Origin of the sequence: Ensifer sp. 1H6 (assembly GCF_001976035.1) — a bacterium.
GTDB lineage: Bacteria > Pseudomonadota > Alphaproteobacteria > Rhizobiales > Rhizobiaceae > Ensifer > Ensifer canadensis.
In genome coordinates this window covers 76,363-97,015 of the sequence record NZ_MOAI01000012.1, presented here as the reverse complement: position 1 = coordinate 97,015, position 20,653 = coordinate 76,363, and the positions used below count along the sequence as shown (strand labels likewise).

18 protein-coding genes and 3 pseudogenes are annotated in these 20,653 nt (G+C 62.3%); 6 read left to right on the top strand and 15 right to left on the bottom strand.

Annotated features, from left to right (window positions below):
* Positions 1–24: 24 nt before the first annotated feature.
* Genes BKP54_RS16000 through BKP54_RS15985 form a run of 4 tightly spaced genes read right to left on the bottom strand, consistent with a single transcriptional unit; the run spans position 25 to position 3,567 of the window.
* Positions 25–876, bottom strand: coding sequence for a metal ABC transporter permease (locus BKP54_RS16000; protein ID WP_025425056.1), 852 nt, complete (start codon positions 874–876; stop codon positions 25–27).
* Positions 873–1,733, bottom strand: coding sequence for a metal ABC transporter permease (locus BKP54_RS15995; protein WP_025425055.1), 861 nt, complete (start codon positions 1,731–1,733; stop codon positions 873–875). Before BKP54_RS15995 ends, BKP54_RS16000 begins: the two co-directional genes overlap by 4 nt.
* The gene (locus BKP54_RS15990) at positions 1,730–2,665 is read right to left on the bottom strand and encodes a manganese/iron ABC transporter ATP-binding protein (protein ID WP_025425054.1); all 936 of its coding nucleotides are present in this window, start codon (positions 2,663–2,665) and stop codon (positions 1,730–1,732) included. The genes BKP54_RS15995 and BKP54_RS15990 overlap by 4 nt, the downstream gene beginning before the upstream one ends.
* On the bottom strand, positions 2,662–3,567 hold the full coding sequence (locus BKP54_RS15985; protein WP_057210835.1) for a metal ABC transporter substrate-binding protein: 906 nt from the start codon (positions 3,565–3,567) through the stop codon (positions 2,662–2,664). The genes BKP54_RS15990 and BKP54_RS15985 overlap by 4 nt, the downstream gene beginning before the upstream one ends.
* A 121-nt stretch (positions 3,568–3,688) precedes the next feature.
* On the opposite strand from BKP54_RS15985, the gene BKP54_RS15980 reads away from it, so the two are divergent.
* Positions 3,689–4,117, top strand: a complete 429-nt coding sequence (locus BKP54_RS15980) for a Fur family transcriptional regulator (protein WP_025425052.1) — start codon at positions 3,689–3,691, stop codon at positions 4,115–4,117.
* 104 nt (positions 4,118–4,221) lie between these two features.
* On the opposite strand, the pseudogene BKP54_RS15975 reads toward BKP54_RS15980, so the two are convergent.
* A pseudogene (locus BKP54_RS15975) lies at positions 4,222–5,100 on the bottom strand (EamA family transporter); the annotation flags it as partial.
* Positions 5,101–5,139: 39 nt separating this feature from the next.
* A pseudogene (locus tag BKP54_RS15970) lies at positions 5,140–6,683 on the bottom strand (nucleobase:cation symporter-2 family protein).
* A 291-nt stretch (positions 6,684–6,974) separates the two neighbouring features.
* Between BKP54_RS15970 and BKP54_RS15965 the strand changes: the two are divergent.
* Entirely contained in the window at positions 6,975–7,436 is a 462-nt protein-coding gene (locus BKP54_RS15965) for a hypothetical protein (protein WP_128090430.1), read from the top strand.
* A 15-nt stretch (positions 7,437–7,451) separates the two neighbouring features.
* Here the strand turns inward: BKP54_RS15965 and BKP54_RS15960 are convergent, their stop codons facing one another.
* Positions 7,452–8,363, bottom strand: coding sequence for a LysR family transcriptional regulator (locus BKP54_RS15960; RefSeq protein WP_025425049.1), 912 nt, complete (start codon positions 8,361–8,363; stop codon positions 7,452–7,454).
* Positions 8,364–8,523: 160 nt separating this feature from the next.
* On the opposite strand from BKP54_RS15960, the gene BKP54_RS15955 reads away from it, so the two are divergent.
* Positions 8,524–8,883, top strand: coding sequence for an antibiotic biosynthesis monooxygenase (locus tag BKP54_RS15955; RefSeq protein ID WP_025425048.1), 360 nt, complete (start codon positions 8,524–8,526; stop codon positions 8,881–8,883).
* 115 nt (positions 8,884–8,998) lie between these two features.
* Positions 8,999–10,219 carry an MFS transporter gene (locus BKP54_RS15950; RefSeq protein ID WP_025425047.1) on the top strand — a complete coding sequence of 407 codons (1,221 nt, stop codon included), beginning with the start codon at positions 8,999–9,001 and terminating at the stop codon, positions 10,217–10,219.
* A gap of 95 nt (positions 10,220–10,314) precedes the next feature.
* Here the strand turns inward: BKP54_RS15950 and BKP54_RS15945 are convergent, their stop codons facing one another.
* From BKP54_RS15945 to BKP54_RS15910, 8 genes and pseudogenes are all read right to left on the bottom strand, one after another.
* A complete protein-coding gene (locus tag BKP54_RS15945) occupies positions 10,315–12,036 on the bottom strand; it encodes an ABC transporter substrate-binding protein (protein ID WP_025425046.1) in 1,722 nt (573 codons plus the stop codon).
* A 78-nt stretch (positions 12,037–12,114) separates the two neighbouring features.
* Complete coding sequence (locus BKP54_RS15940; RefSeq protein WP_025425045.1) at positions 12,115–12,399, bottom strand: DUF2160 domain-containing protein; 285 nt, start codon at positions 12,397–12,399, stop codon at positions 12,115–12,117.
* Between the two features lie 12 nt (positions 12,400–12,411).
* Entirely contained in the window at positions 12,412–13,236 is an 825-nt protein-coding gene (locus tag BKP54_RS15935) for a carbohydrate ABC transporter permease (protein WP_057210833.1), read from the bottom strand.
* A 20-nt stretch (positions 13,237–13,256) separates the two neighbouring features.
* Positions 13,257–14,123 (bottom strand): sugar ABC transporter permease, encoded by an 867-nt coding sequence (locus tag BKP54_RS15930; protein WP_025425043.1) that lies wholly within the window; start codon positions 14,121–14,123, stop codon positions 13,257–13,259.
* 2 nt (positions 14,124–14,125) lie between these two features.
* A complete protein-coding gene (locus BKP54_RS15925) occupies positions 14,126–15,196 on the bottom strand; it encodes an ABC transporter ATP-binding protein (protein WP_025425042.1) in 1,071 nt (356 codons plus the stop codon).
* A gap of 23 nt (positions 15,197–15,219) precedes the next feature.
* Positions 15,220–16,289: pseudogene (locus tag BKP54_RS15920) on the bottom strand (ABC transporter ATP-binding protein).
* A 51-nt stretch (positions 16,290–16,340) separates the two neighbouring features.
* Entirely contained in the window at positions 16,341–17,858 is a 1,518-nt protein-coding gene (glpD, locus tag BKP54_RS15915) for a glycerol-3-phosphate dehydrogenase (protein ID WP_025425040.1), read from the bottom strand.
* 130 nt (positions 17,859–17,988) lie between these two features.
* Positions 17,989–18,753 (bottom strand): DeoR/GlpR family DNA-binding transcription regulator, encoded by a 765-nt coding sequence (locus BKP54_RS15910; protein ID WP_025425039.1) that lies wholly within the window; start codon positions 18,751–18,753, stop codon positions 17,989–17,991.
* Positions 18,754–18,926: 173 nt separating this feature from the next.
* Between BKP54_RS15910 and BKP54_RS15905 the strand changes: the two genes are divergently transcribed.
* Both BKP54_RS15905 and BKP54_RS15900 read left to right on the top strand, forming a co-directional pair.
* The gene (locus BKP54_RS15905; protein ID WP_025425038.1) at positions 18,927–19,694 is read left to right on the top strand and encodes an SDR family oxidoreductase; all 768 of its coding nucleotides are present in this window, start codon (positions 18,927–18,929) and stop codon (positions 19,692–19,694) included.
* Positions 19,695–19,704: 10 nt separating this feature from the next.
* On the top strand, positions 19,705–20,601 hold the full coding sequence (locus tag BKP54_RS15900) for a LysR family transcriptional regulator (RefSeq protein WP_025425037.1): 897 nt from the start codon (positions 19,705–19,707) through the stop codon (positions 20,599–20,601).
* Positions 20,602–20,653: the final 52 nt, after the last annotated feature.

Genomic DNA, 20,653 nt, shown 5'->3' with positions numbered 1-20,653 from the left:
CCCGGGGGGAGGGGAGCCCCGCCCTCATTCGACCGTCGTTCGCTGGGCCTCGATGCGGGCCGTCCGCCAGGACGACCAGAGGAAAGCTGCGAGGAAGATCACGGTCATCAACAACACGATGGTCGGTGCCGGGGCGCTGTCGATGAAGAACGAGAGATAGACGCCTGAGAACGAGGCGACGGTTGCCACCAGCACCGCAACGATGAGCATGCTGCCCATGGTGCGGGTGATCAGAAACGCGATGGCGCCGGGCGCGATCAGCATGGCGATGGCAAGGATCAGGCCGACGGCCTTCAGCGCGCCGACGATCGTGAGCGACAGGATCGCCAAGAGCCCGTAATGCAGCCAGTTGACGCGCAGGCCGACGGCCTTGGCCTGTGCGGGGTCGAAGGCGTGCAGCAGAAAGTCGCGCCATTTTACCGCCAGGATCCCGGTTGCCACCAGGGCGATCAGACCGGTTTCGATGATGTCGGGCCAGCCGATGCCGAGCATGTCGCCGAAGAGGATATGGTCGAGATGCACGTCGCTCTGGATCTTGGTGTAGAGCACCAGGCCGAAGCCGAACATGCCGGAGAACACCACGCCCATGACAGTGTCCTGCTTGATGCGGCTGTTTTCCTTGAGGTAGCCGGTCAAAAGCGCGCAGGACATGCCGGCGGCAAAGGCGCCGACGGCGAGCGGCAGGCCGACGATGTAGGAGATGACGACGCCGGGAAAGACCGCATGCGAGATGGCGTCGCCCATCAGCGACCAGCCCTTGAGCACGAGGAAGCAGGAGAGCAGGGCCGTCGGGATCGCCACCAGGACCGAGATCAGCAGCGCATTGCGCATGAACTCGAATTCGAAGACGGCAAGCAAAAGGTCGAGCGAGATCATTGCGTGACCTCCAGGGCTTCGGCGCTGCGCCTGCGGGCAGCCAGCAATCCGTGCTTGGGCGCGAAGACGAAGGCAAAGAGGAAGATCAGCGTCTGCAGCACAATGATGATGCCGCCGGTAGCGCCATCGAGGAAGTAGCTGAAATAGGCGCCGAAGAAGCTGGTGAGCGCGCCGATCGCGACGCTGATGACGATCAGCCGCGGAAAGCGGTCGGTGAGCAGATAGGCGGTGGCGCCCGGTGTCACCACCATGGCGATGACGAGAAAGGCGCCGACCGTCTGCAGCGCGGCGACCGTACAGGCGGACAGCAGCGTGAAGAACAGCACCTTCAGGAAGGTCGTCGGGATACCGATCGAGCGTGCGTGGCTCTCATCGAAGAAGGTGACCATCAGATCCTTCCACTTGGCCGTCAGGATGATCAGCGAGATGACGCCGATCAGCGCAAGCTGCAACGTGTCGGCAGGCGTGATGGCGAGGATGTTGCCGAGAACGATCGTCTGGATGTTTACTGAGGTTGGCGACAGCGACACCATGAACAGGCCGAGGCCGAAGAACGAGGTGAAGATCAGCCCGATGATGGTGTCTTCCTTCAACCGGGTGCGCTGGTTGAGAAACAGCATCGCGCCGGCCGCAAGCCCGCCGGAGAAGAAGGCGCCGAGCGAGAAGGGCAGGCCGAGCATATAGGCGCCGGCAACGCCCGGAACGATCGAGTGCGAGAGCGCGTCGCCGATCAGCGACCAGCCTTTCAGCATCAGATAGGACGACAGGAAGGCGCAGACGGCGCCAACCAGCGCGCTGACCCACATGGCGTTGACCATGTAGTTGTAGGTGAAGGGCTCGAAGAGCGTGGCGATCATTTGCCTGCTGCCTCCGGGTCGCTCTCAGGCTTGGCCGGTTGCGACACCATCTGCCCCTTGGCGCCATACATCACCAGCGGACGCTCGTCGTCGGTGATGACGGACAGTTGCCGCGGATCCGCGTCGTCATGCAGGCTGTCGCCACCGAGCACGAAATGCCTGAGGACGCCGCCGAAGGCGAGTTCGAGGTTTTCGCGGGTGAAGGTGGTTTCCGTCGGGCCATAGGCCAGCACCGTGTTCTTCAGGAGAACGGTCCGGTCGCAGAATTCCGGCACGCTGCCGAGGTTGTGGGTCGAGACCAGCATGACGCGGCCCTCGTCGCGCAGGCCGATCAACAGGCGGATGATGGCATCTTCGGTCTTGACGTCGACCCCGGTGAAGGGCTCGTCGAGCAGGATCACGCGGCCGTCCTGGGCAAGGGCGCGCGCCAGGAACACGCGCTTCTTCTGGCCGCCGGAGAGCTCACCGATCTGGCGCTTGCGGAAGTCGCTCATGCCGACACGGGCAAGCGCGGCCCCCACCGCCTCATGGTCGGCCTTCTTCGGGATGCGCAGCATGTTCATATGGCCGTAGCGGCCCATCATCACCACGTCCTCGACCAGAACCGGAAAATTCCAGTCGACCTCTTCGGCTTGCGGAACATAGGCGACAAGGTTCTTCTTCAGCGCCTCCTGGACCGAAAGGCCGAGAATGGAGATTTCTCCGCGCGCCAGCCGGGCAAAGCCCATGATCGCCTTGAAGAGGGTCGACTTGCCGCTGCCGTTGACGCCGACCAGTGCTGTGATCGTGCCGGTCGGGATCTCGAAGGAGGCATCGAGAAGCGCGCGGTGGCCGTTGCGATAGGTCACGGTCGCGCCGGAGACGCGGATGCCACCGCCTGCATCCCCGGAGGCGGCTTCCGGGCCGGAGCGAGGTTTTACCTGAAGGTTCATTGCGAAAGGCCTTTCGCGATGGTTTCGGACGTGACGCGCAAGAGGTCGATATAGGTCGGTACCGGACCGTCCGCTTCGCTCAGGGAATCAACATAGAGCACGCCGCCGTATTTTGCGCCGGTTTCCCGCGCCACCTGCTGTGCCGGGTCGGGCGAAATCGTGCTTTCGGAGAAGACGACCGGTATATTGTTGGCGCGCACCGCGTCGATGACTTTGCGAACCTGCTGCGGCGTGCCCTGCTGATCGGCATTGATCGGCCAGAGATAGAGTTCCTTCATGCCGAAGTCGCGGGTGAGGTAGCTGAAGGCGCCCTCGCTCGACACCAGCCAGCGCTTGTCTTCCGGGATCTTGCCGATCTCGGCGCGGATAGGGGCGATCGCCGCCTCGATCTTCTGCTTGTAGGCTTCGGCATTGGCCTTGTAGGTCTCGGCGTTGCCGGGATCGTATTTGACGAAAGCGTCGCGGATGTTGTCGACATAGATCAGCGCCGCCGAAGGCGACATCCAGGCATGTGGGTTCGGCTTGCCGCTATAGGGGCCTTCCGCGATGCCCATTGGCTCGATCCCTTGAGAAACCACGACGCCGGGCACCTCGTCGAAGTTCTGGAAGAACTTTTCGAACCAGAGTTCGAGATTGAGGCCGTTCCAGAGGATCAGCTTTGCATCGTGCGCCTTCAGGATGTCGCGCGGCGTCGGCTGATAGTTGTGGATCTCGGCGCCGGGCTTGGTGATCGATTCGACGATTGCCGCGTCGCCGGCGACGTTCTTGGCCATGTCGGCGATCACCGTGAAGGTGGTGACGGCCTTGAACTTTTCCTGCGCGCAAGCGGCACCCGGAACGAGCGCGAAACCTGCCAATGCCGTGGCGGCAACCAGGATCGCGCGTCTCGTGTGATCGATCATTCCATACTCCCCGATGTTGTCGTTCACAGGACTAGGCGAATGATTTGCATAAGTCAATGCACATGAGAAGCATTCGCAACTAGCTATTTTCAAACTTATCGGCCTTGGCTAGTGTACGACCATGAAACAGAACAAAAATCGCATCGAAGAGCTGGAAGGCGTCCTGAGAGATGGTGGTGTGCGCGTGACGCGGCAGCGTGCGGCAATCCTGAAGATTCTCGCGACCGCCGAAGACCACCCGGATGCGAGCGAATTGCACCGCCGCGCCAAGGAAATCGATGCCACCGTTTCGCTGTCGACGGTTTACAGGACACTGTCGGCGCTGGAGCACCAGGGCGTCGTCCATCGCCACGCCTTTGAAAGTGCCACCGCCCGTTTCGAGACGGCCGACGCTCCGCACCATGACCACCTGATCGACATCGACACCGGCGCTGTGATCGAGTTTCGCTCCGACAAGATCGAGCAGCTGCAGGCGGAGATCGCCGCCGAACTCGGTTACGACCTGGTTCGTCACCGGCTCGAGCTCTATTGCCGCAAGCGCAAGGACTGATCGACATAGCGCCGTGACTGACGAAAGGCGCAGCGGGGCAATCGCTGCGCCTTTTCCGTTTTGGCCTTGAGACTAGCCGCGATCGGCAAGGGCCGGCCGGCCCGGCGCGCCGGGATGGTCATGGCTGCGACGCCGATGACGACGCAGGCAAGGCCGATCCAGATCGTGTCCGACAATCTTTCTCCGAGAAAGAGAACGCCGATGGTGACCCCGACGGGAACGCGCAGGTAGGCTTGCGCGGTAGCGCCGACCGAACCGAGCGTCTGGATCAGCCGGAAATAGATGGCGAAGGCCAGCGCCGTCGAGAACACCGCCAAGCAGACGAGCGCGATCACCGACTGAGCGGAAGGGGCAAGCGTCCATGGCTGGTCGATGACAAGGCTTGCGGGGATGAGAAGCACGGCACCTGCAAGGAGCGAGCCTGCGGCCGGAACCATCGGGTCGAGGCCCCTGAAGCTCTTTCCGAAGATGGCGGCGCCGGCGTAGCAGACGGTTGCGAAGACCACGGCAAGCTGGGCCAGCAGCTGGTCACCCAGGCCGCCGAAGGCTTCAACGCCGATGATCAGGCTGATGCCGGCCATGCCGGCCACGACGCCGATCAGCTTTCTTGTCGATGCCGGCTCGTGGCGGGTGATCAGCGCCGTCAGCAGGAAGGCGAAGATGGGGGTGGCGGCGTTGAGGATCGAGGCGACGCCGGCGTCGATCGTCTGCTCTGCCCAGGCGATCAGGGTAAACGGGAAGACGCTGTTGAGGCAGGCCTGGAACAGGAAGCGCTTCCATGTGGCTGCGTCGCGCGGCAGCTTGATGCCGCGAAAGCGGAGGACGGCGAGCAGGATGGTGCCGGCGATCAGCGTGCGGGCGGCAATCAGCGTCACCGGGGGAATGGTTTCGACGCCGATCTTGATGAAGGTATAGGATGCGCCCCAAAGCGTTGCGAGAAGAGCGAGCAGCAGAAGCTCGAGGGTGAGGTTGGTCTTGGCCATCGTCGTCGAATCCTTCGGGGCGTTTTCGTTGTCCTCTTTCTACCGTGCCGACACCTGTCGATGCTTCGTTGGCGATCGAAGTGTCGGGGCTTTTTGGAACGGCCTGATGACAAAGCCCCGGCCTCCTCGCGGGGGCCGGGCAGAGCGTTCGACGCTCAATCCGTTGAAGAAGGCGTTGAGCACCACTGCCGAGATCGAGGCGAGCACGATGCCCGATTCGATGATCGGGTGGATCGCATGCGGCATCCACATCAGGAAGTTCGGCGCGATCAGCGGGATCAGGCCGAAACCGACCGAGACGGCAACGACGAACAGGTTGTTGCGCGATGACTTGAAGTCGACGGTCGACAGGATGCGCACGCCGGTGGCTGCCACCATGCCGAACATCACCAGGCCGGCGCCGCCGAGCACGAAGGTTGGAACCGCCTCGACCAGCGCGCCCATCTTCGGGATCAGGCCGAGCACGATCATGATCACGCCGCCCATGACGCAGACATAACGGCTCTTCACGCCGGTGACGCCGACGAGACCGACATTCTGCGAGAAGCTGGTGTAGGGGAAGGTATTGAACAGGCCGCCGATCATCGTGCCGATGCCGTCGACGCGAAGGCCGGCCGTCAGCTGCTGCTGCGAGACTTCCTTGTTGGTTATTTCGCCCAGCGCCAGGAACATGCCTGTCGATTCGATCATGACGACGATCATCACCAGCGACATGGTGGCGATCAGCACCGGATCGAAAATCGGCATGCCGAAACGCAACGGCGTGACGACCGCGAACCAGCCGGCATCCGCAACCCGGTCGAAATGCATCATGCCAAGGCTCGCTGCAAAGACGCAGCCGATGACGATGCCGGTCAGAACCGCAATGTTGCTGATCAGCCCGCGGCCGTAGCGCGCGACCACGAGGATGGAGATGAGCACGAAGGCGGCAAGTACCACATGGCTCAGTTCGGCATAAGCAGGGTTCGGCACCGTTGCGCCAAGCACGACGCCGTCGGGAACGGCCGGGCCGCCTGTCGTGGCGAGCTTCTTCAGCTCGGCCAGCCATTCGGCGTGGGTCGGATCGACCAGCTTCGGTGCCGTCGGTCCGAAGGGATTGCCGAAGATCCAGTTGACGCCGACGCGCATCAAGGTCACGCCGATCACCAGAATGATGGTGCCGGTGACGATCGGCGGGAAGAAACGCAACAGCCGCCCCATGATCGGGGCGAGCAGCAGCGCGACCAACCCGGCGCCGATAATGGCGCCGAAGATCAGTCGGGCGCCCTCCTGTCCGGGCGTCATCGTTGCCATCGACACCATCGGGCCGACGGAAGCGAAGGTCACGCCCATCATCACGGGAAGACGGATGCCGACGCTCCGGGTAATGCCGAGAGACTGGATGATGGTGACGAGGCCACAGACGAAAAGATCGGCGGAAATCAGGAAAGCGACGTCCTGAGGGCTGAGCTGCAGGGCCCGGCCAACAATCAGCGGAACCGCGACGGCGCCACCGTACATGACAAGGACATGCTGAATCCCGAGGGTCGCGAGCTTGCCGATTGGCTCTCGTCCACCGGGTGTATGCTGGATGCGTCGCTCATGGTTACTCCTCCCATCACGTCGACCAGTCCGCTTCCCCCGTCCTCCAACAGGGGGCCCCATCCTCCAACAGGGTAAAGGGTATCTTTGGTGCCGAGACAGAGTGCCGCAAGTGCAACCGTGGAGTAAACACTTTCGGGAATCCGGGGGGAGTGGGCAAAGGGAATGCTGCACCGAAGGCACCGCGGAAAAAGACGTCAACGGATGCAACGTTGCCGCAATGCAGCGCAGGCAGTGTGCACTGGCGTCGAGGCGAAGGCTCGCCTCCGCCGGTGTCCATGGGATTGCAGCATATGAGATTTTCGTCGCCTGCTGGCACGTTTCGCCGTTTGGTCGGCGCATTGATTGCCGTCGCCATTGTTCTGTGGCCGTTTGCCGCCAACGCCGAAACCGAAGATTTTCCGGGGCAGTGGCGACAGATGGTGTCGAACGCCGGCACCTGCGGAACCTGCTGGCTGGCGATCAAGCAGCACGGGCCTATCCTGAAGGTGTCTTCCAACAACGGCTGGTTTGCCTTTGCCCATGCGGACCTGAAGACGGGCTCCACGACTGCGGCCGGCATCGGCCGATGGAGCGAGAACGTCAGCGGCCACTATGGTGGCAAGCCGTTCGATGTCCGCTTCGTCATCGTCGACAAGCAGCTCTACCTCGACATGATCGTGCTGATGGACGATGGCACGAAACAGGCAATCAGAGCGATTTTCGACAAGGATCGGCCGGGCAAAACCGCGCGCCGCGTGATGGCGAAATCGTAGTGCGGCCGCTATCGGTCAAGCCGAGCCCGATGACGCACCACTGGTCGGGAAGAGATTGGCAGCCATGAAGTCGACGAAGACGCGCAGTTTCGGCGCGAGATGCCGGCTGGACGGCCACAGGATCCGGTAGGTGCCGTAGCGGCGCAGCTGGTTATCGAGAACCGATACGAGTGTTCCCTCGCGCATCTGCCGTCTGATCGTGAAGTTGGGAAGGCAGGCGATACCGAGCCCTTCCTCGGCCATATGGATCAGCGGCTCCAGGGCATTGGAGACGGCCGTTACCGGCACATCGACGTTGGCTTCGGCGCCGTCCTGCACCAGCGGCCAGGGCTCGAGCTTGCCCGTCGAGGGAAAGCGATGGTGCAGGCAGTGGTGTTGTTCGAGATCCGCAGGCGCCTCCGGCTTCCCATGTCTTTCGAAGTAGTCGGGTGATGCGACGAGATAGGGGTGAAACGTGCCAAGCTGACGCGTCATCAGCCTGGAGTCGCCGATTTCCCCGCTGCGCACGACCGCGTCGAACCCCTCCTCGATAACGTCGACCATGCGGTCGGAGAAATCGAGATCGATCTCGACCTCCGGATAGGCGCGCATGAAGGCCGTCAGCGTCGGCATCAGCAGCATGCCGGCCATGGGCAGGCTGACGCGCAGCTTGCCGCGCGGAGCCTCCTGGCTCTGAACCAGTTCGGCCTCGGCCGCTTCGATTTCGCAAAAAATCCGCCGGCAGCGTTCGAGAAACAGCGTGCCTTCCGGGGTCAACGTGACGCTGCGGGTGCTGCGATGAAAGAGGCGAACGCTCAACCGCTCCTCCAGCCGGGCAATCGCCTTGCCGACGGCGGAGGGTGAAACGCCGAGCTGGGTTGCGGCCTCCGTAAAGCTGCGGAAGTCCGCCGCCTGCACGAAAGCATTGAGTGCACCAAGGCTGTCCATCCGCCGTCCTCATCCGTTTCGGGAATTGTGGATATTTTTGTCCGATATCTTCGGAGCTGTAGCGTATTTTTCTCTGATTGGAAGCTCGTCATAGTCCGCCCGTCCGACAAACGCGCGTTCGTGACGTGCGAAAACATCGTCGGCGACAGAAGGAGAAAACATGCAGCAGGCACTTGTGGCGGGTTTCCATAGGGATCCGGAACCGACCGTCTTCATCGTCAATGTCATCCACGCCCACCCGGGCAAGCAGGAGGAAGCGTTCCGGCTGATCCAGGACGTCGTGAACTATGTGGCCGAGCGCAAGGAGGGCTTTCTCTGGAGCAACCTCTCCAAGAGCACCGACGGCCAGACGGTGGTCAATATCGAAGCGATAGCCGGCGAAGGAAACGTCGAGGAGTTCTTCACCGACGCGGTCTTCCTGGAAAAGTTCAGGGCGCTGAATTCGGTCTCAACCTGCGAGTTTCACACCTATCGCGTCGATGACATCGTGCTGCCCAAGCGCGCCGTAACCGCAGCTTAGGCACAAACGAGATCGCCGCCCGCTTCGGCCGGCGGCGAACACCTGGCACGCGCTTCCATTCCGCTATTGCCGTCAAGAGAGACGTCACTGGCGATCATCCTGAAAGACACTATCCATGCAATCCACCGACTGCGCGCTTCCGGCTCCGCAGGAAGCAGCATCCACGCCCGTCGTTGTCGCCGGGGCCGGGCTGCCGCTTGCGGCGCTGCTTGCGCTTGCGACCGCCGGCTTCATCACCATCCTCACGGAGGCGTCGCCGGCCGGCCTGTTGCTGCAGATCAGCGCCGATCTCGACGTCTCTCAGTCCCTGGCCGGGCAGATGGTGACGATCTATGCGATCGGCTCGCTGGTCGCGGCCATCCCGCTCGTGGCGCTGACGAAGACCTGGCGTCGGCGGCCGCTGCTGATCACGGCGATCTCGGGATTTGCCGTCGTCAACACGGTCACAGCGCTCTCGACCGACTATGTCGTGACGATGGCGGCGCGTTTCCTTGCCGGCGTCTTTGCCGGGCTGTTGTGGGCACTGGCCGCCGGCTACGCCAGCCGCATGGTACCGCCGCAGCAGCAGGGGCGGGCGATCACCGTTGCCATGCTCGGTGCTCCGGTGGCGCTTTCGATAGGCATTCCCGCCGGCACCCTGCTTGGCGCTATGGCCGGCTGGCGCCTGACCTTCGGCCTCCTGAGCATCATGGCGGCCCTGCTCGTCGGCTGGGTTTTATGGTCGCTTCCCAACTCTCCGGGGCAGCGCGCCGAACGACGCCTGGCGCTTTCGTCGGTGTTCCGGCTGCCCGGGATCCGACCCATTCTGTTCGTGATGTTTGCCGTCGTTTTCGCCCATAACATCCTCTACACCTACATCGTGCCGTTCCTGGAACCGTCAGGGCTTGATGCGCGGGCTGACACGGTACTTCTTGTCTTTGGCATCGCCTCGCTCGTTGTCATTCCGATCATCGGCGCCCTTGTCGATAGGCATCTGCGTTTGCTGGTGCTGGCGAGCATGATGCTCTTTGCGGCAGCGTCACTGCTGCTTGCCGTCTGGGGCGAGCAGTCGGCCGCGATCTATATCGGCGTTGTCGCCTGGGGTCTCGCCTTCGGCGGTGCAGCGACGCTGTTTCAGACCGCCTCCGCAAAGGCGGCCGGGACGGAAGCGGATGCGGCGCAGTCGATGATCGTCACGGCCTGGAACGCGGCGATGGCCGGCGGCGGCTTGGCCGGCGGCGTGCTGCTCGACAGTGTCGGCGCAGCGATCTTTCCAGCGGTCCTGCTGGCGATCCTGCTGCAGGCCCCGGCCGTGGCATGGGCTAGCCGGCATGGATTTCCGTCCCGCTCCGGCTGACAGGCATGAAAAAACCGGGGCCGTTGCCGACCCCGGTGCCGCATCTCCTGATCTTCGGCCGCCCGTTTGCACGGGCGGCCGTCGTCTTGGGCTTGTTACTGCTGCCAGCTTTTGACCAGTTCGTCGTAATTGACGGTCATCGGCTTTTCTTTTTCGTTCTCGATCTTCAGCTGCGGAGCGAGGTTGCCGGCCTTGACGGCTTCAGCGTTCCAGTATTCGAGGTCGTGTTCCTCGGCGAGCTTCGGACCGATCTCGCCCTGGATACCGGCGCGTTCGAGGCGCTGAAGCACCTTCTCCTGCTCGGCGCACAGCGAGTCCATCGCTTCCTGCGGTGTCTTGGCGCCAGAGGAGGCGTCACCGATGGCCTGCCACCAGAGCTGAGCCAGCTTCGGATAATCAGGAACGTTGGTGCCCGTCGGCGACCACTGCACGCGGGCCGGCGAACGATAGAACTCGATCAGACCGCCGAGTTCCGGCGCACGTTTGGTGAAGCTCTCGTGCTGGATCGAGGATTCGCGGGTGAGCGTCAGGCCGACATGGCTCTTCTTCACGTCCACGGTCTTCGACGTCACGAACTGCGCATAGAGCCATGCGGCCTTGGCGCGGTCTTCCGGGGTCGACTTCATCAGCGTCCAGGAACCCACGTCCTGGTAGCCGAGCTTCATGCCGTCCTTCCAGTAGACGCCATGCGGCGAGGGGGCCATGCGCCACTTCGGCGTGCCATCCTCGTTGACAACAGGCAGGCCCTTCTTGACGGCATCGGCGGTGAACGCCGTGTACCAGAAGATCTGCTGAGCGACGGCACCCTGGGCGGGGACCGGGCCCGATTCGGAGAAGGTCATGCCCTGGGCTTCCGGCGGCGCATAGGCCTTCAGCCAATCGAGGTATTTGGCGATCGAGTAGACCGCGGCCGGGCCGTTGGTGTCGCCGCCACGGGCGACGCACGAGCCGACCGGCTGGGATTTCTCGTTGACTTTGATGCCCCATTCGTCGACCGGCAGGCCGTTCGGGATGCCCTTGTCGCCGTTGCCGGCCATCGACAGCCACGCGTCGGTGAAGCGCCAGCCGAGCGACGGGTCCTTCTTGCCGTAGTCCATGTGGCCATAGACTTTCTTGCCGTCGATCTCACGGCCGGTGAAGAATTCGGCGATGTCCTCATAGGCAGACCAGTTGACGGGAACGCCGAGGTCGTAGCCGTACTTCGCCTTGAAGTCCGCCTTGTTCTTCTCGTCGTTGAACCAGTCGTAGCGGAACCAGTAGAGGTTGGCGAACTGCTGGTCGGGAAGCTGGTAGAGCTTCTTGTCCGGAGCGGTGGTGAACGACGTGCCGATGAAGTCGGCGATGTCGAGGCCGGGATTGGTGACGTCCTTGCCTTCGTTGGCCATCCAGTCGGTGAGGTTGCGCACCTGCTGGTAGCGCCAATGGGTGCCGATCAGGTCGCTGTCGTTGACATAGGCGTCGTAGATGTTCTCGCCGGACTGCATCTGCGTCTGCAGCTTTTCGACGACGTCGCCTTCACCGATCAGGTCGTGGGTGATCTTGATGCCGGTGATCGCCGTGAAGGCGGAAGCCAGCACCTTGGATTCGTATTCATGCGTGGTCAGCGTTTCGGAAACGACCTTGATGTCCATGCCGGCAAACGGCTTGGCGGCATCGATGAACCATTGCATTTCCGCTTCCTGGCCGGCGCGGTCGAGCGTGGAGAGATCGCCGACTTCCTTGTCGAGGAACTGTTTTGCCTCGTCCATGCCGGCGAATGCCGTGCCGGTAAGAGCCAGCAGCACTGCCGCTGTCGTCGTGAAAAGGTGCCGTCGCATAATTTCCTCCCTTTGGGTTTTGCGATTGCGTTCATTGCAGTGTCGGAAGGCCCTCCCGGACCTGCCATTTCGATCGCCTCAGACGTAGCGAAAGACGCCGACGGCATAGACGACGGAGAGCGCCAGCGCCCACCAGAGGTCCTGTCCGCCGCCGAAGCCGAGCCATGCGAGGTGAATGAAGGCGCTGCCGAGCAGCGAGACGAAGAGCCGGTCACCTCGGGTCGTTTCGAAGCGCAGGATGCCGACGCGCGGGTTGCCGCCCGGCGAGACATATTCCCACACGCCCATGCCGATGAGCAGCAGCGCGATGGTGATGAAGAACAACGCCGTCGGCAGCGTCCATGCCATCCATGAGAAATTCATCACGAAGCTCCTTTAGACGCGGCCCAGGGCAAAGCCCTTGGCGATGTAGTTGCGCACGAAATAGATGACGAGCGCGCCGGGGATGATGGTCAGCACGCCGGCCGCGGCCAGAACGCCCCAGTCGAGGCCGGAGGCGGACACGGTCCGGGTCATGATGGCGGCGATCGGCTTTGCCGCGGTTGTCGTCAGCGTGCGGGCCAGCAGCAGCTCGACCCAGGAGAACATGAAGCAGAAGAAGGCCGCGACACCGATGCCGGAGGCAATCAGCGGCGTGAAGATCTTCACGAAGAAGCGCGGGAACGAATAGCCGTCGATATAGGCGGTTTCGTCGATCTCCTTCGGCACGCCCGACATGAAGCCTTCCAGGATCCAGACCGCCAGCGGCACGTTGAACAGGCAGTGGGCAAGCGCCACGGCAATGTGCGTATCGATCAGGCCGAAGGCCGAATAGAGCTGGAAGAACGGCAGGGCGAAAACGGCCGGCGGCGCCATGCGGTTGGTCAAGAGCCAGAAGAACAGGTGCTTGTCGCCAAGGAAGCGATAACGAGAGAAGGCGTAGGCTGCAGGCAGGGCGGCTGCCACCGAGATCACCGTGTTCATGACGACATAGATGATCGAGTTGATATAGCCCTTGTACCAGGACGGATCGGTGAAGATCACCGTATAGTTCCGCAGGGTCGGGTTCTGCGGCCACAGCGAAAACGTGCTGAGGATCTCGCTCGTCTCCTTGAAGCTCATGTTGACGAGCCAGTAGATCGGCAGCAGCAGAAACAGGATATAGACCGTCGGGATCAGCCAGGAGAGGCGTTGCGACAGGGGTTGTGTTGTAGCGGTCATGGTTTTTCCTCCCTTCCGGCTCAGCTCTGCGCGTCGCTTGTGGTCATCACGGTGTAGAAGATCCACGAGAGCAGCAGGACGATGAGGAAGTAGATGATCGACAGGGCTGCCGCCGGACCGAGGTCGAACTGGCCGATGGCCATCTTGACGAGGTCGATCGACAGGAAGGTGGTCGAGTTGCCGGGGCCGCCGCCGGTGACGACGAAGGGCTCGGTATAGATCATGAATGAGTCCATGAAACGCAGCAGGAAGGCGATCAGGAGCACGCGCTTCATCTTCGGCAACTGGATGTAGCGGAAGACGGACCAGCGCGATGCGCCGTCGATCTTGGCGGCCTGGTAGTAGGCGTCGGGGATCGAGACGAGACCGGCATAGCACAGAAGTACGACGAGGCTCGTCCAGTGCCAGACGTCCATGACGATCAGCGTCACCCAGGCGTCCATGGGGTTTTGTACATAGTTGTAGTTGATGCCCAACGCTTCCAGCGTGTGGCCGAGCAGGCCGATGTCGACGCGGCCGAAGACCTGCCAGATGGTGCCGACGACGTTCCACGGGATCAAAAGCGGCAGTGCCATCAGGACGAGGCAGACCGGAACGCCGAGGCCCTTCTTGGGCATGTTGAGCGCAATGATGATGCCGAGCGGAATTTCGATGGCGAGGATGATCGCCGAGAAGATCAGGTTGCGGGTGAGCGCGTCCCAGAACCGGTCTGAGGTCAGCACGTCGACATACCAGTCGGTGCCGGCCCAGAAGAACTCGTTGTTGCCGAAGGTGTCCTGAACCGAGTAGTTGACCACGGTCATCAGCGGGATCACCGCCGAGAAGGCGACGAGCACCAGCACCGGCAGAACCATGAACCAGGCTTTGTTGTTCCAGGTCTTTTCCATGATCAGGCCTCCCCGCCGACGCGCCAGGAATCGGCGTAGATGTTGATGGCCTTCTGGTCGAAGGCGATGCGCGGCTCGGCCGGAATGGCGCCGTCCTCGTCGAGGATGATCGAGATCGGCTGGTCGGCGAAGCGGGCGCGCACGATCTTGTGGCGGCCGATATCCTCGACCTTGGTGATCGCAACCGGCATGCCCTCGCGACCGATCGACACGAATTCCGGGCGAATGCCGAGTTCGGTCTTGGCGCCGGCCTTGATCTCGGGCCGGAAGTTGAGAGCGATGGTCTCGCTGCCGATCGTCGCGGTGCTGCCGTCGATCCTGGCCGGCAGCACGTTCATGCCCGGCGAACCGATGAAGTAGCCGACGAAGGTATGGCGCGGCCGCTCGAAAAGCTCGGCCGGCGTGCCGATCTGCACGATCTGGCCGTCATACATGACGACGACCTTGTCGGCGAAGGTGAGCGCCTCGGTCTGGTCGTGGGTGACATAGACCATGGTGAAGCCGAACTGCTTGTGCAGGCGCTTGATCTGCGAGCGCAGCACCCATTTCATTTCCGGGTCGATGACGGTCAGCGGCTCGTCGAACAGGATGGCGCTGACGTCGGAGCGCACCAGGCCGCGGCCAAGCGAGATCTTCTGCTTCTGGTCGGCCGTCAGCCCTTGCGCCTTTTTGCCCGCCCAGCCGCCAAGGCCGATCATCTCGATGATCTCCTTGACGCGGCGATCGACCTCGGTCTCCGGCACATGCCGGTTGCGCAGGGGAAAGGCGAGATTGTCGTAGACGGTCATCGTGTCGTAGATGACCGGGAACTGGAACACCTGGGCGATGTTGCGGTCCTGCGTGGACAGGTGCGTCACGTCCTTGCCGTCGAAGAGGATGCGTCCCTCGGACGGATTGATCAGGCCCGAGATGATGTTGAGCAGCGTGGTCTTGCCGCAACCGGACGGACCGAGCAGCGCGTAGGCGCCGCCATCGTTCCATTTGTGGTGCACTTCCTTGAGCGCGTAGTCGTTTTCCGACTTCGGCTTGGCGCCATAGGCGTGGCGGATATGTTCGAGATCGATGCGTGCCATTTTCGTTTCCTCCCAGCGCCTCCTCAGGCGGTTCCGCCGATCGCGCGCCCATCCGGCCCGAAGACCATCAGGTGGCGGATATCGACGAAAACCTCGAGGGTTGCGTCCGGTTCGATGTCGTGAATGCCCGGCGCCAGCATGACCCAGCGCGCGCCGGAAAATCCGACGTGGATGAAGCTTTCGGAACCTGCGATTTCCGAGATTGCCGTCTTTACCGTCAGCGGCGTCGCGCCGTCGAAGGGACGGTCGAACGACAGATGGTGCGGCTGGAAGGCGACCGTGCAGGGGCCGTCCGGCAACGCCGACAGATGGGCGGGAACCGACAGCACGTGTTTGCCGTCAAAGGTGAAGATCGAGCCTGATTTGATGAGCTCGATCGTGTTCAGCGGCGGATCGGCGAAGGTGCGTGCCGTCACCAGGTCCACCGGGCGACGGAAGACGTCGATGGTCTTGCCGAACTGGGTGATCCGGCCCTGGCTAAGCGTAGCGGTGTTGCCGCCGAGAAGCAGAGCTTCGGAAGGTTCGGTGGTCGCATAGACGAAGATCGCGCCGGAGGCTGCGAAGAGCTTCGGCAGTTCCTCGCGCAGTTCTTCGCGCAGCTTGTAGTCGAGGTTGGCGAGCGGTTCGTCGAGCAGCACGAGATCGGCATTCTTGACGATGGCGCGCGCCAGCGCGTCCGCTGCTGCTGGCCGCCGGAAAGGCTGAGCGGCGTCCGGTCGAGATAGGGCGTGAGCTTGAGCAGTTCGGCGGCCTTGCGCACTTCGCGGTCGATCGTGGCTGCGTCCGAACCCTTGATGCGCATCGGCGAGGCGATGTTGTCATAGACGGTCATCGACGGGTAGTTGATGAACTGCTGGTAGACCATCGCTACGGAGCGCTTCTGCACCGGCAGGCCGGTGACGTCGGTGCCGTCGAAGATCAGCGAGCCGGAGGCAGGCTTGTCGAGGCCGGCCATCAGCCGCATCAGCGACGTCTTGCCGGAAAGGGTCGGGCCGAGCAGCACATTGAGCGACCCCCTTTCCAGCACAAGATCGGTCGGGAGGATATGCGTCTCCCCACCCACGACCTTGGATATCTTCTTCATTTCAAGCATTGAATTCTCCGGTGTTCCACCCAGCCATCGGCAGTCTTGAATGCGGGGCCCTCAGGCGGCGGCGTGCGCCGCGCCCCGCATGTATTCCTCCAGCGCCGTCGCCTCGCCGGACGTCAGCTTCAATCCCAGTTTGGTGCGCCGCCACAGCACGTCCTCGGCGTGCCGGGCCCATTCCTGCTCGATCAGCCACTTCACTTCCGCCTCATAGAGGTCGGCGCCGAAATGATGGCCAAGGGCTGCTTCATTCGCTGCCGCTCCAATGAGCGCGGACGCGCGCGTGCCGTAGAGGCGTACCAGCCGACGCACATGGCCGGCGGCAAGGAAGGGATACTTCTTGTGAAGTTTTGCGACTTCGTCGGCGTAGCCCTTGGCCGGGAAGTCCCCGCCCGGCAGGCTTGAGCCGGCGGTCCACTTGGCACCCTTGACGCCGATGGCATCGCCGATCTTCTCGAGCGCGGATTCGCTCAGGCGGCGATAGGTCGTCAGCTTGCCGCCGAAAACGTTGAGGAGCGGGGCCGCGGCCCTGTCGCCTTCGACGCGAAGAACGTAGTCGCGGGTTGCTTCCTGCGCCTTGCTGGCGCCGTCGTCGAACAGCGGGCGAACGGCGGAATAGGTCCAGACGATGTCGTCCTTTTCTATCGGCTCGAGGAAATACTCGCTCGCGGCCTTGCAGAGGTAGTCGACCTCGGCGTCGCTGATGCGGACGTCGGCCGGGTTGCCGGTATAGTCGCGATCGGTGGTGCCGATCAGCGTGAAATCGTCCTCATAGGGGATGGCGAACATGATCCGGCCATCCGGATTCTGGAAGAAATAGGCGCGGGGGTCGTTGAACTTCTTGCGGACGACGATGTGGCTGCCCTGGACCAGGCGCACATTGTGAACGTCGTTCTTGCCGAGCGCGCCTGATAGTACCGCATCGACCCAAGGGCCTGCGGCATTGACCAGCATGCGCGCTCGGATCTGCCGACGTTCGCCGGTCGCGGCATTTTCCGTGTCGACCACCCAGTTGCCGTTGTCGCGCTTTGCCGAGATCACCCGGGTGCGCGCCATGATCCGGGCGCCGCGGTCGGCGGCATCGCGGGCATTGAGCACGACCAGTCGGGCATCGTTGACCCAACCGTCGGAATATTCGAAAGCCTTGGTAAAGAGCCGCTTCAGCGGCTTTCCGGCCGGATCGCGCGTCATGTCGAGCGTGGCCGTTGCCGGCAGCAGCTTGCGGCCGCCAATATGGTCGTAAAGAAACAGGCCGAGGCGGATGAGCCAGGCCGGGCGCGGGCCGCCCTTATGATAGGGAAGGACGAAGCGCATCGGCCAGATGACGTGCGGTGCCATTGCCCAGAGCACTTCGCGCTCCATCAGCGCCTCGCGCACCAGGCGGAACTCATAATGTTCGAGATAGCGCAGGCCGCCGTGGATGAGCTTGGTCGAGCCGGACGACGTGCCGGAGGCAAAGTCGTTCATTTCAGCGAGCGCGACGGAGTATCCCCGACCGACCGCATCACGCGCAATGCCGCATCCGTTGATGCCGCCGCCGATAATGAAGACGTCGAAGATTGCCTGCTCTGCCACTGCTTTTCCCCTCCCACGTTTCGCAATGCACAAATTGATGCAGTCGCGAAAGCGAAATCAGTTAAAGCGAAAAGATATCGAATGTCAAACGAATGTTGTTCGAATCTCAGGACAGTCTAAAAAACGATCTTCAAGCCTCGGTTTCGATCAGGCGAACGTCCTGCTCTGCGCAGATTTTCCGCACGTTATCAATGAGACAGCGATCGGTGATGAAGGTCTGAACCTGGGAGATATGGCCGATGCGGACCGGGGCCGTTCTTTCGAATTTTGTCGAGTCGGAAACGAGGATGACATGGCGGGCATTGGCGATGATCGCCTGGGCGACTTTCACTTCGCGAAAATCGAAATCGAGCAGCGCGCCGTCATGGTCGATGGCCGAGGCGCCGATGACGGCGAAGTCGACCTTGAACTGCTTGATGAAATCGACCGCAGCCTCGCCGACGATACCGCCGTCGGAGCCGCGAACGACGCCGCCGGTGATAACCACCTCGATCGAGGGAAAGACGCGCAAGTGGTTGGCGACGTTGATATTGTTGGTGATGACCATCAATTCCTTGTGGTCGAGAAGTGCTTCGCCGACCGCTTCCGTCGTCGTGCCGATGTTGATGAACAGCGAGGCGTTGTCGGGGATGAGGGCGGCGGCCGCCCTGCCGATCGCCTGCTTCTCCGGTGCGGCGATCTGGCGGCGGGCATCGTATTTGACGTTTTCCTTGCCGCTCGGGAAGATCGCGCCGCCGTGAATCCGGTTCAGGATCTTGGCGTCGCAGAGGTCGTTCAGGTCCTTGCGGATGGTTTGCGGCGTCACCGAAAAGCGCTGCGCCAGCTCCTCGACGAGCACGCGTCCTTCGTTCTTCGCCAGTTCCAGGATTTCCGCCTGCCGCCCCGTCAGATACATTCCGAAACCTCCCGTTTTCGTTTTTTTTCATAATATGCAAAAACGAAAGCTGTGCAATTTCAGAAATCGGCGTTTGTCGCGAATCTGCTTTCGTCGTCGGCTATGTCGATTGCGCGCGTTGCAATCGCCTCGGCGATAGGCGACTTTGGCAATGACGGGAAGAGGGAAAAGACATGTTTCATCCGGCCTTGTTCAAGGGCATGAATGTGGTGGTGACCGGTGGCGGACGCGGCATCGGCCTTGAGGTGGCGCGCCAGTTCCTCGATTGCGGCGCGCGTGTCTTCGTGCATGCCGGGCGATCGGTCGGGGAACTGCCGGATTTTCTGGAGACGGCAGCGACCGAGGGCCGGGCGCATGTGGCTGCAGCCGACTTCCTGGCGGATGGCGGCGTCGAGGCTTTGGCGGAGGCGATCCGCAGCCGATTCGACAGCGTCGATATCCTTGTCAACAATGCCGGCACGATGGTTGGCCGCTTTCCGGCGGCGGAACTGACGGACGAACAGTATCGCACCGTCGTTCAGCTCAACCAGACCTCGGTGGTCGAGATGACACGCGCCATGTTGCCGCTTCTTCGCAAAGGCACGCATCCGGCGATCGTCAACACCGTGTCGATTTCGGCGCTGACCGGCGGCAGCGCCGGCTCCTCGATCTATTCGGCAACCAAGGCGTTCGTCTCCACCTATTCCAAGGCGCTGGCGCGCGAACTGGCCCCGGAAGGCATAAGGGTCAATTGCGTTTCGCCCGGCACCATCACGACAGAGTTTCACGAGCGTTACTCGTCGCCGGAGAAACTGGAGGCAACGCGCAAGACAATCCCGATCGGCAGGCTCGGAACCGCCGAAGACTGCGCGCCGGCCTATCTCTTCCTCGCCTCCCATGCGCTTGCCGGCTACATCACGGGCCAAGTGCTGGAGGTCAACGGCGGCCAGTTGATCGCTTGAGACACGTGTGATGATCGACAAGCTGGAAATGTTCCTGGTGCTCGCTCGCGAAAGGCACTTCGGCCGGGCGGCGCTTGAATGCGGCGTGACGCAACCGACGTTGTCGGCGGCAATCCGCCAGCTGGAAGAACAGCTCGGCGTCATGCTCGTCAGCCGCGGTTCGCGTTTTCAGGGGCTGACCCCGGAGGGGCAGCGGGTGCTGGAATGGGCGCGGCGCATCGTCGGCGATGCCCGCACGATGCGCGAGGAAATGCGCGCGGCGCGCAAGGGGCTCTCCGGGCATATCAGGCTGGCGGCGATCCCGACGACGCTTGCCATGGTGCCGATGATCACCGCGCCGTTTCAGGAGAAGCATCCGGATGTGACGTTCTCGGTGCTGTCGACCACCTCGTTGCAGATCCTGGCGCTGCTCGAAAACCTCGAGATCGATGCCGGACTGACCTATCTGGAGAACGAGCCGCTCGGGCGCGTGACCAGCGTTCCGCTGCAGATCGAGCGATATCACCTCGTGACGGCCACCGGAACGCCGCTTTCCGATCGCGAAACCGTGACGTGGAAGGAGGTTAGCAACGTTCGGCTTTGTCTATTGACCGCCGATATGCAGAACCGCCGCATCGTCAACCAGCATCTTTCCGAGGCCGGCGTCGTCGCTGAGCCGACGCTCGAATCAAACTCGATGATCGTGCTTTTCTCCCATGTGCGCACCGGTCGCTGGGCGAGCATCATGCCGTTTAACGTCGCGAAATCATTCGGCTTTCACGATGATATCAAGATGATTCCGATCGTCGAACCGGATGCCCGCCACACCGTTGGCCTGGTTGCGACCCATCGTGAACCATTCACGCCGCTGGTATCGGCGCTTTTGCACGAAGCGCGCATTCTCGGCGAACGAAATCAGGTTCAATAGATTTTTTCTATCAATCAACGAAACAGCCTTATTGACCCTTCCGGCCAGAAGG

What these genes read in the sequence shown, in the direction of transcription:
- BKP54_RS16000 (WP_025425056.1), bottom strand. Translation starts at nt 876, where the DNA reads ATGATCTCGCTCGACCTTTTGCTTGCCGTCTTCGAATTCGAGTTCATG.
- BKP54_RS15995 (WP_025425055.1), bottom strand. Translation starts at nt 1,733, where the DNA reads ATGATCGCCACGCTCTTCGAGCCCTTCACCTACAACTACATGGTCAAC.
- BKP54_RS15990 (WP_025425054.1), bottom strand. Translation starts at nt 2,665, where the DNA reads ATGAACCTTCAGGTAAAACCTCGCTCCGGCCCGGAAGCCGCCTCCGGG.
- BKP54_RS15985 (WP_057210835.1), bottom strand. Translation starts at nt 3,567, where the DNA reads ATGATCGATCACACGAGACGCGCGATCCTGGTTGCCGCCACGGCATTG.
- BKP54_RS15980 (WP_025425052.1), top strand. Translation starts at nt 3,689, where the DNA reads ATGAAACAGAACAAAAATCGCATCGAAGAGCTGGAAGGCGTCCTGAGA.
- BKP54_RS15965 (WP_128090430.1), top strand. Translation starts at nt 6,975, where the DNA reads ATGAGATTTTCGTCGCCTGCTGGCACGTTTCGCCGTTTGGTCGGCGCA.
- BKP54_RS15960 (WP_025425049.1), bottom strand. Translation starts at nt 8,363, where the DNA reads ATGGACAGCCTTGGTGCACTCAATGCTTTCGTGCAGGCGGCGGACTTC.
- BKP54_RS15955 (WP_025425048.1), top strand. Translation starts at nt 8,524, where the DNA reads ATGCAGCAGGCACTTGTGGCGGGTTTCCATAGGGATCCGGAACCGACC.
- BKP54_RS15950 (WP_025425047.1), top strand. Translation starts at nt 8,999, where the DNA reads ATGCAATCCACCGACTGCGCGCTTCCGGCTCCGCAGGAAGCAGCATCC.
- BKP54_RS15945 (WP_025425046.1), bottom strand. Translation starts at nt 12,036, where the DNA reads ATGCGACGGCACCTTTTCACGACGACAGCGGCAGTGCTGCTGGCTCTT.
- BKP54_RS15940 (WP_025425045.1), bottom strand. Translation starts at nt 12,399, where the DNA reads ATGAATTTCTCATGGATGGCATGGACGCTGCCGACGGCGTTGTTCTTC.
- BKP54_RS15935 (WP_057210833.1), bottom strand. Translation starts at nt 13,236, where the DNA reads ATGACCGCTACAACACAACCCCTGTCGCAACGCCTCTCCTGGCTGATC.
- BKP54_RS15930 (WP_025425043.1), bottom strand. Translation starts at nt 14,123, where the DNA reads ATGGAAAAGACCTGGAACAACAAAGCCTGGTTCATGGTTCTGCCGGTG.
- BKP54_RS15925 (WP_025425042.1), bottom strand. Translation starts at nt 15,196, where the DNA reads ATGGCACGCATCGATCTCGAACATATCCGCCACGCCTATGGCGCCAAG.
- BKP54_RS15910 (WP_025425039.1), bottom strand. Translation starts at nt 18,753, where the DNA reads ATGTATCTGACGGGGCGGCAGGCGGAAATCCTGGAACTGGCGAAGAAC.
- BKP54_RS15905 (WP_025425038.1), top strand. Translation starts at nt 18,927, where the DNA reads ATGTTTCATCCGGCCTTGTTCAAGGGCATGAATGTGGTGGTGACCGGT.
- BKP54_RS15900 (WP_025425037.1), top strand. Translation starts at nt 19,705, where the DNA reads ATGATCGACAAGCTGGAAATGTTCCTGGTGCTCGCTCGCGAAAGGCAC.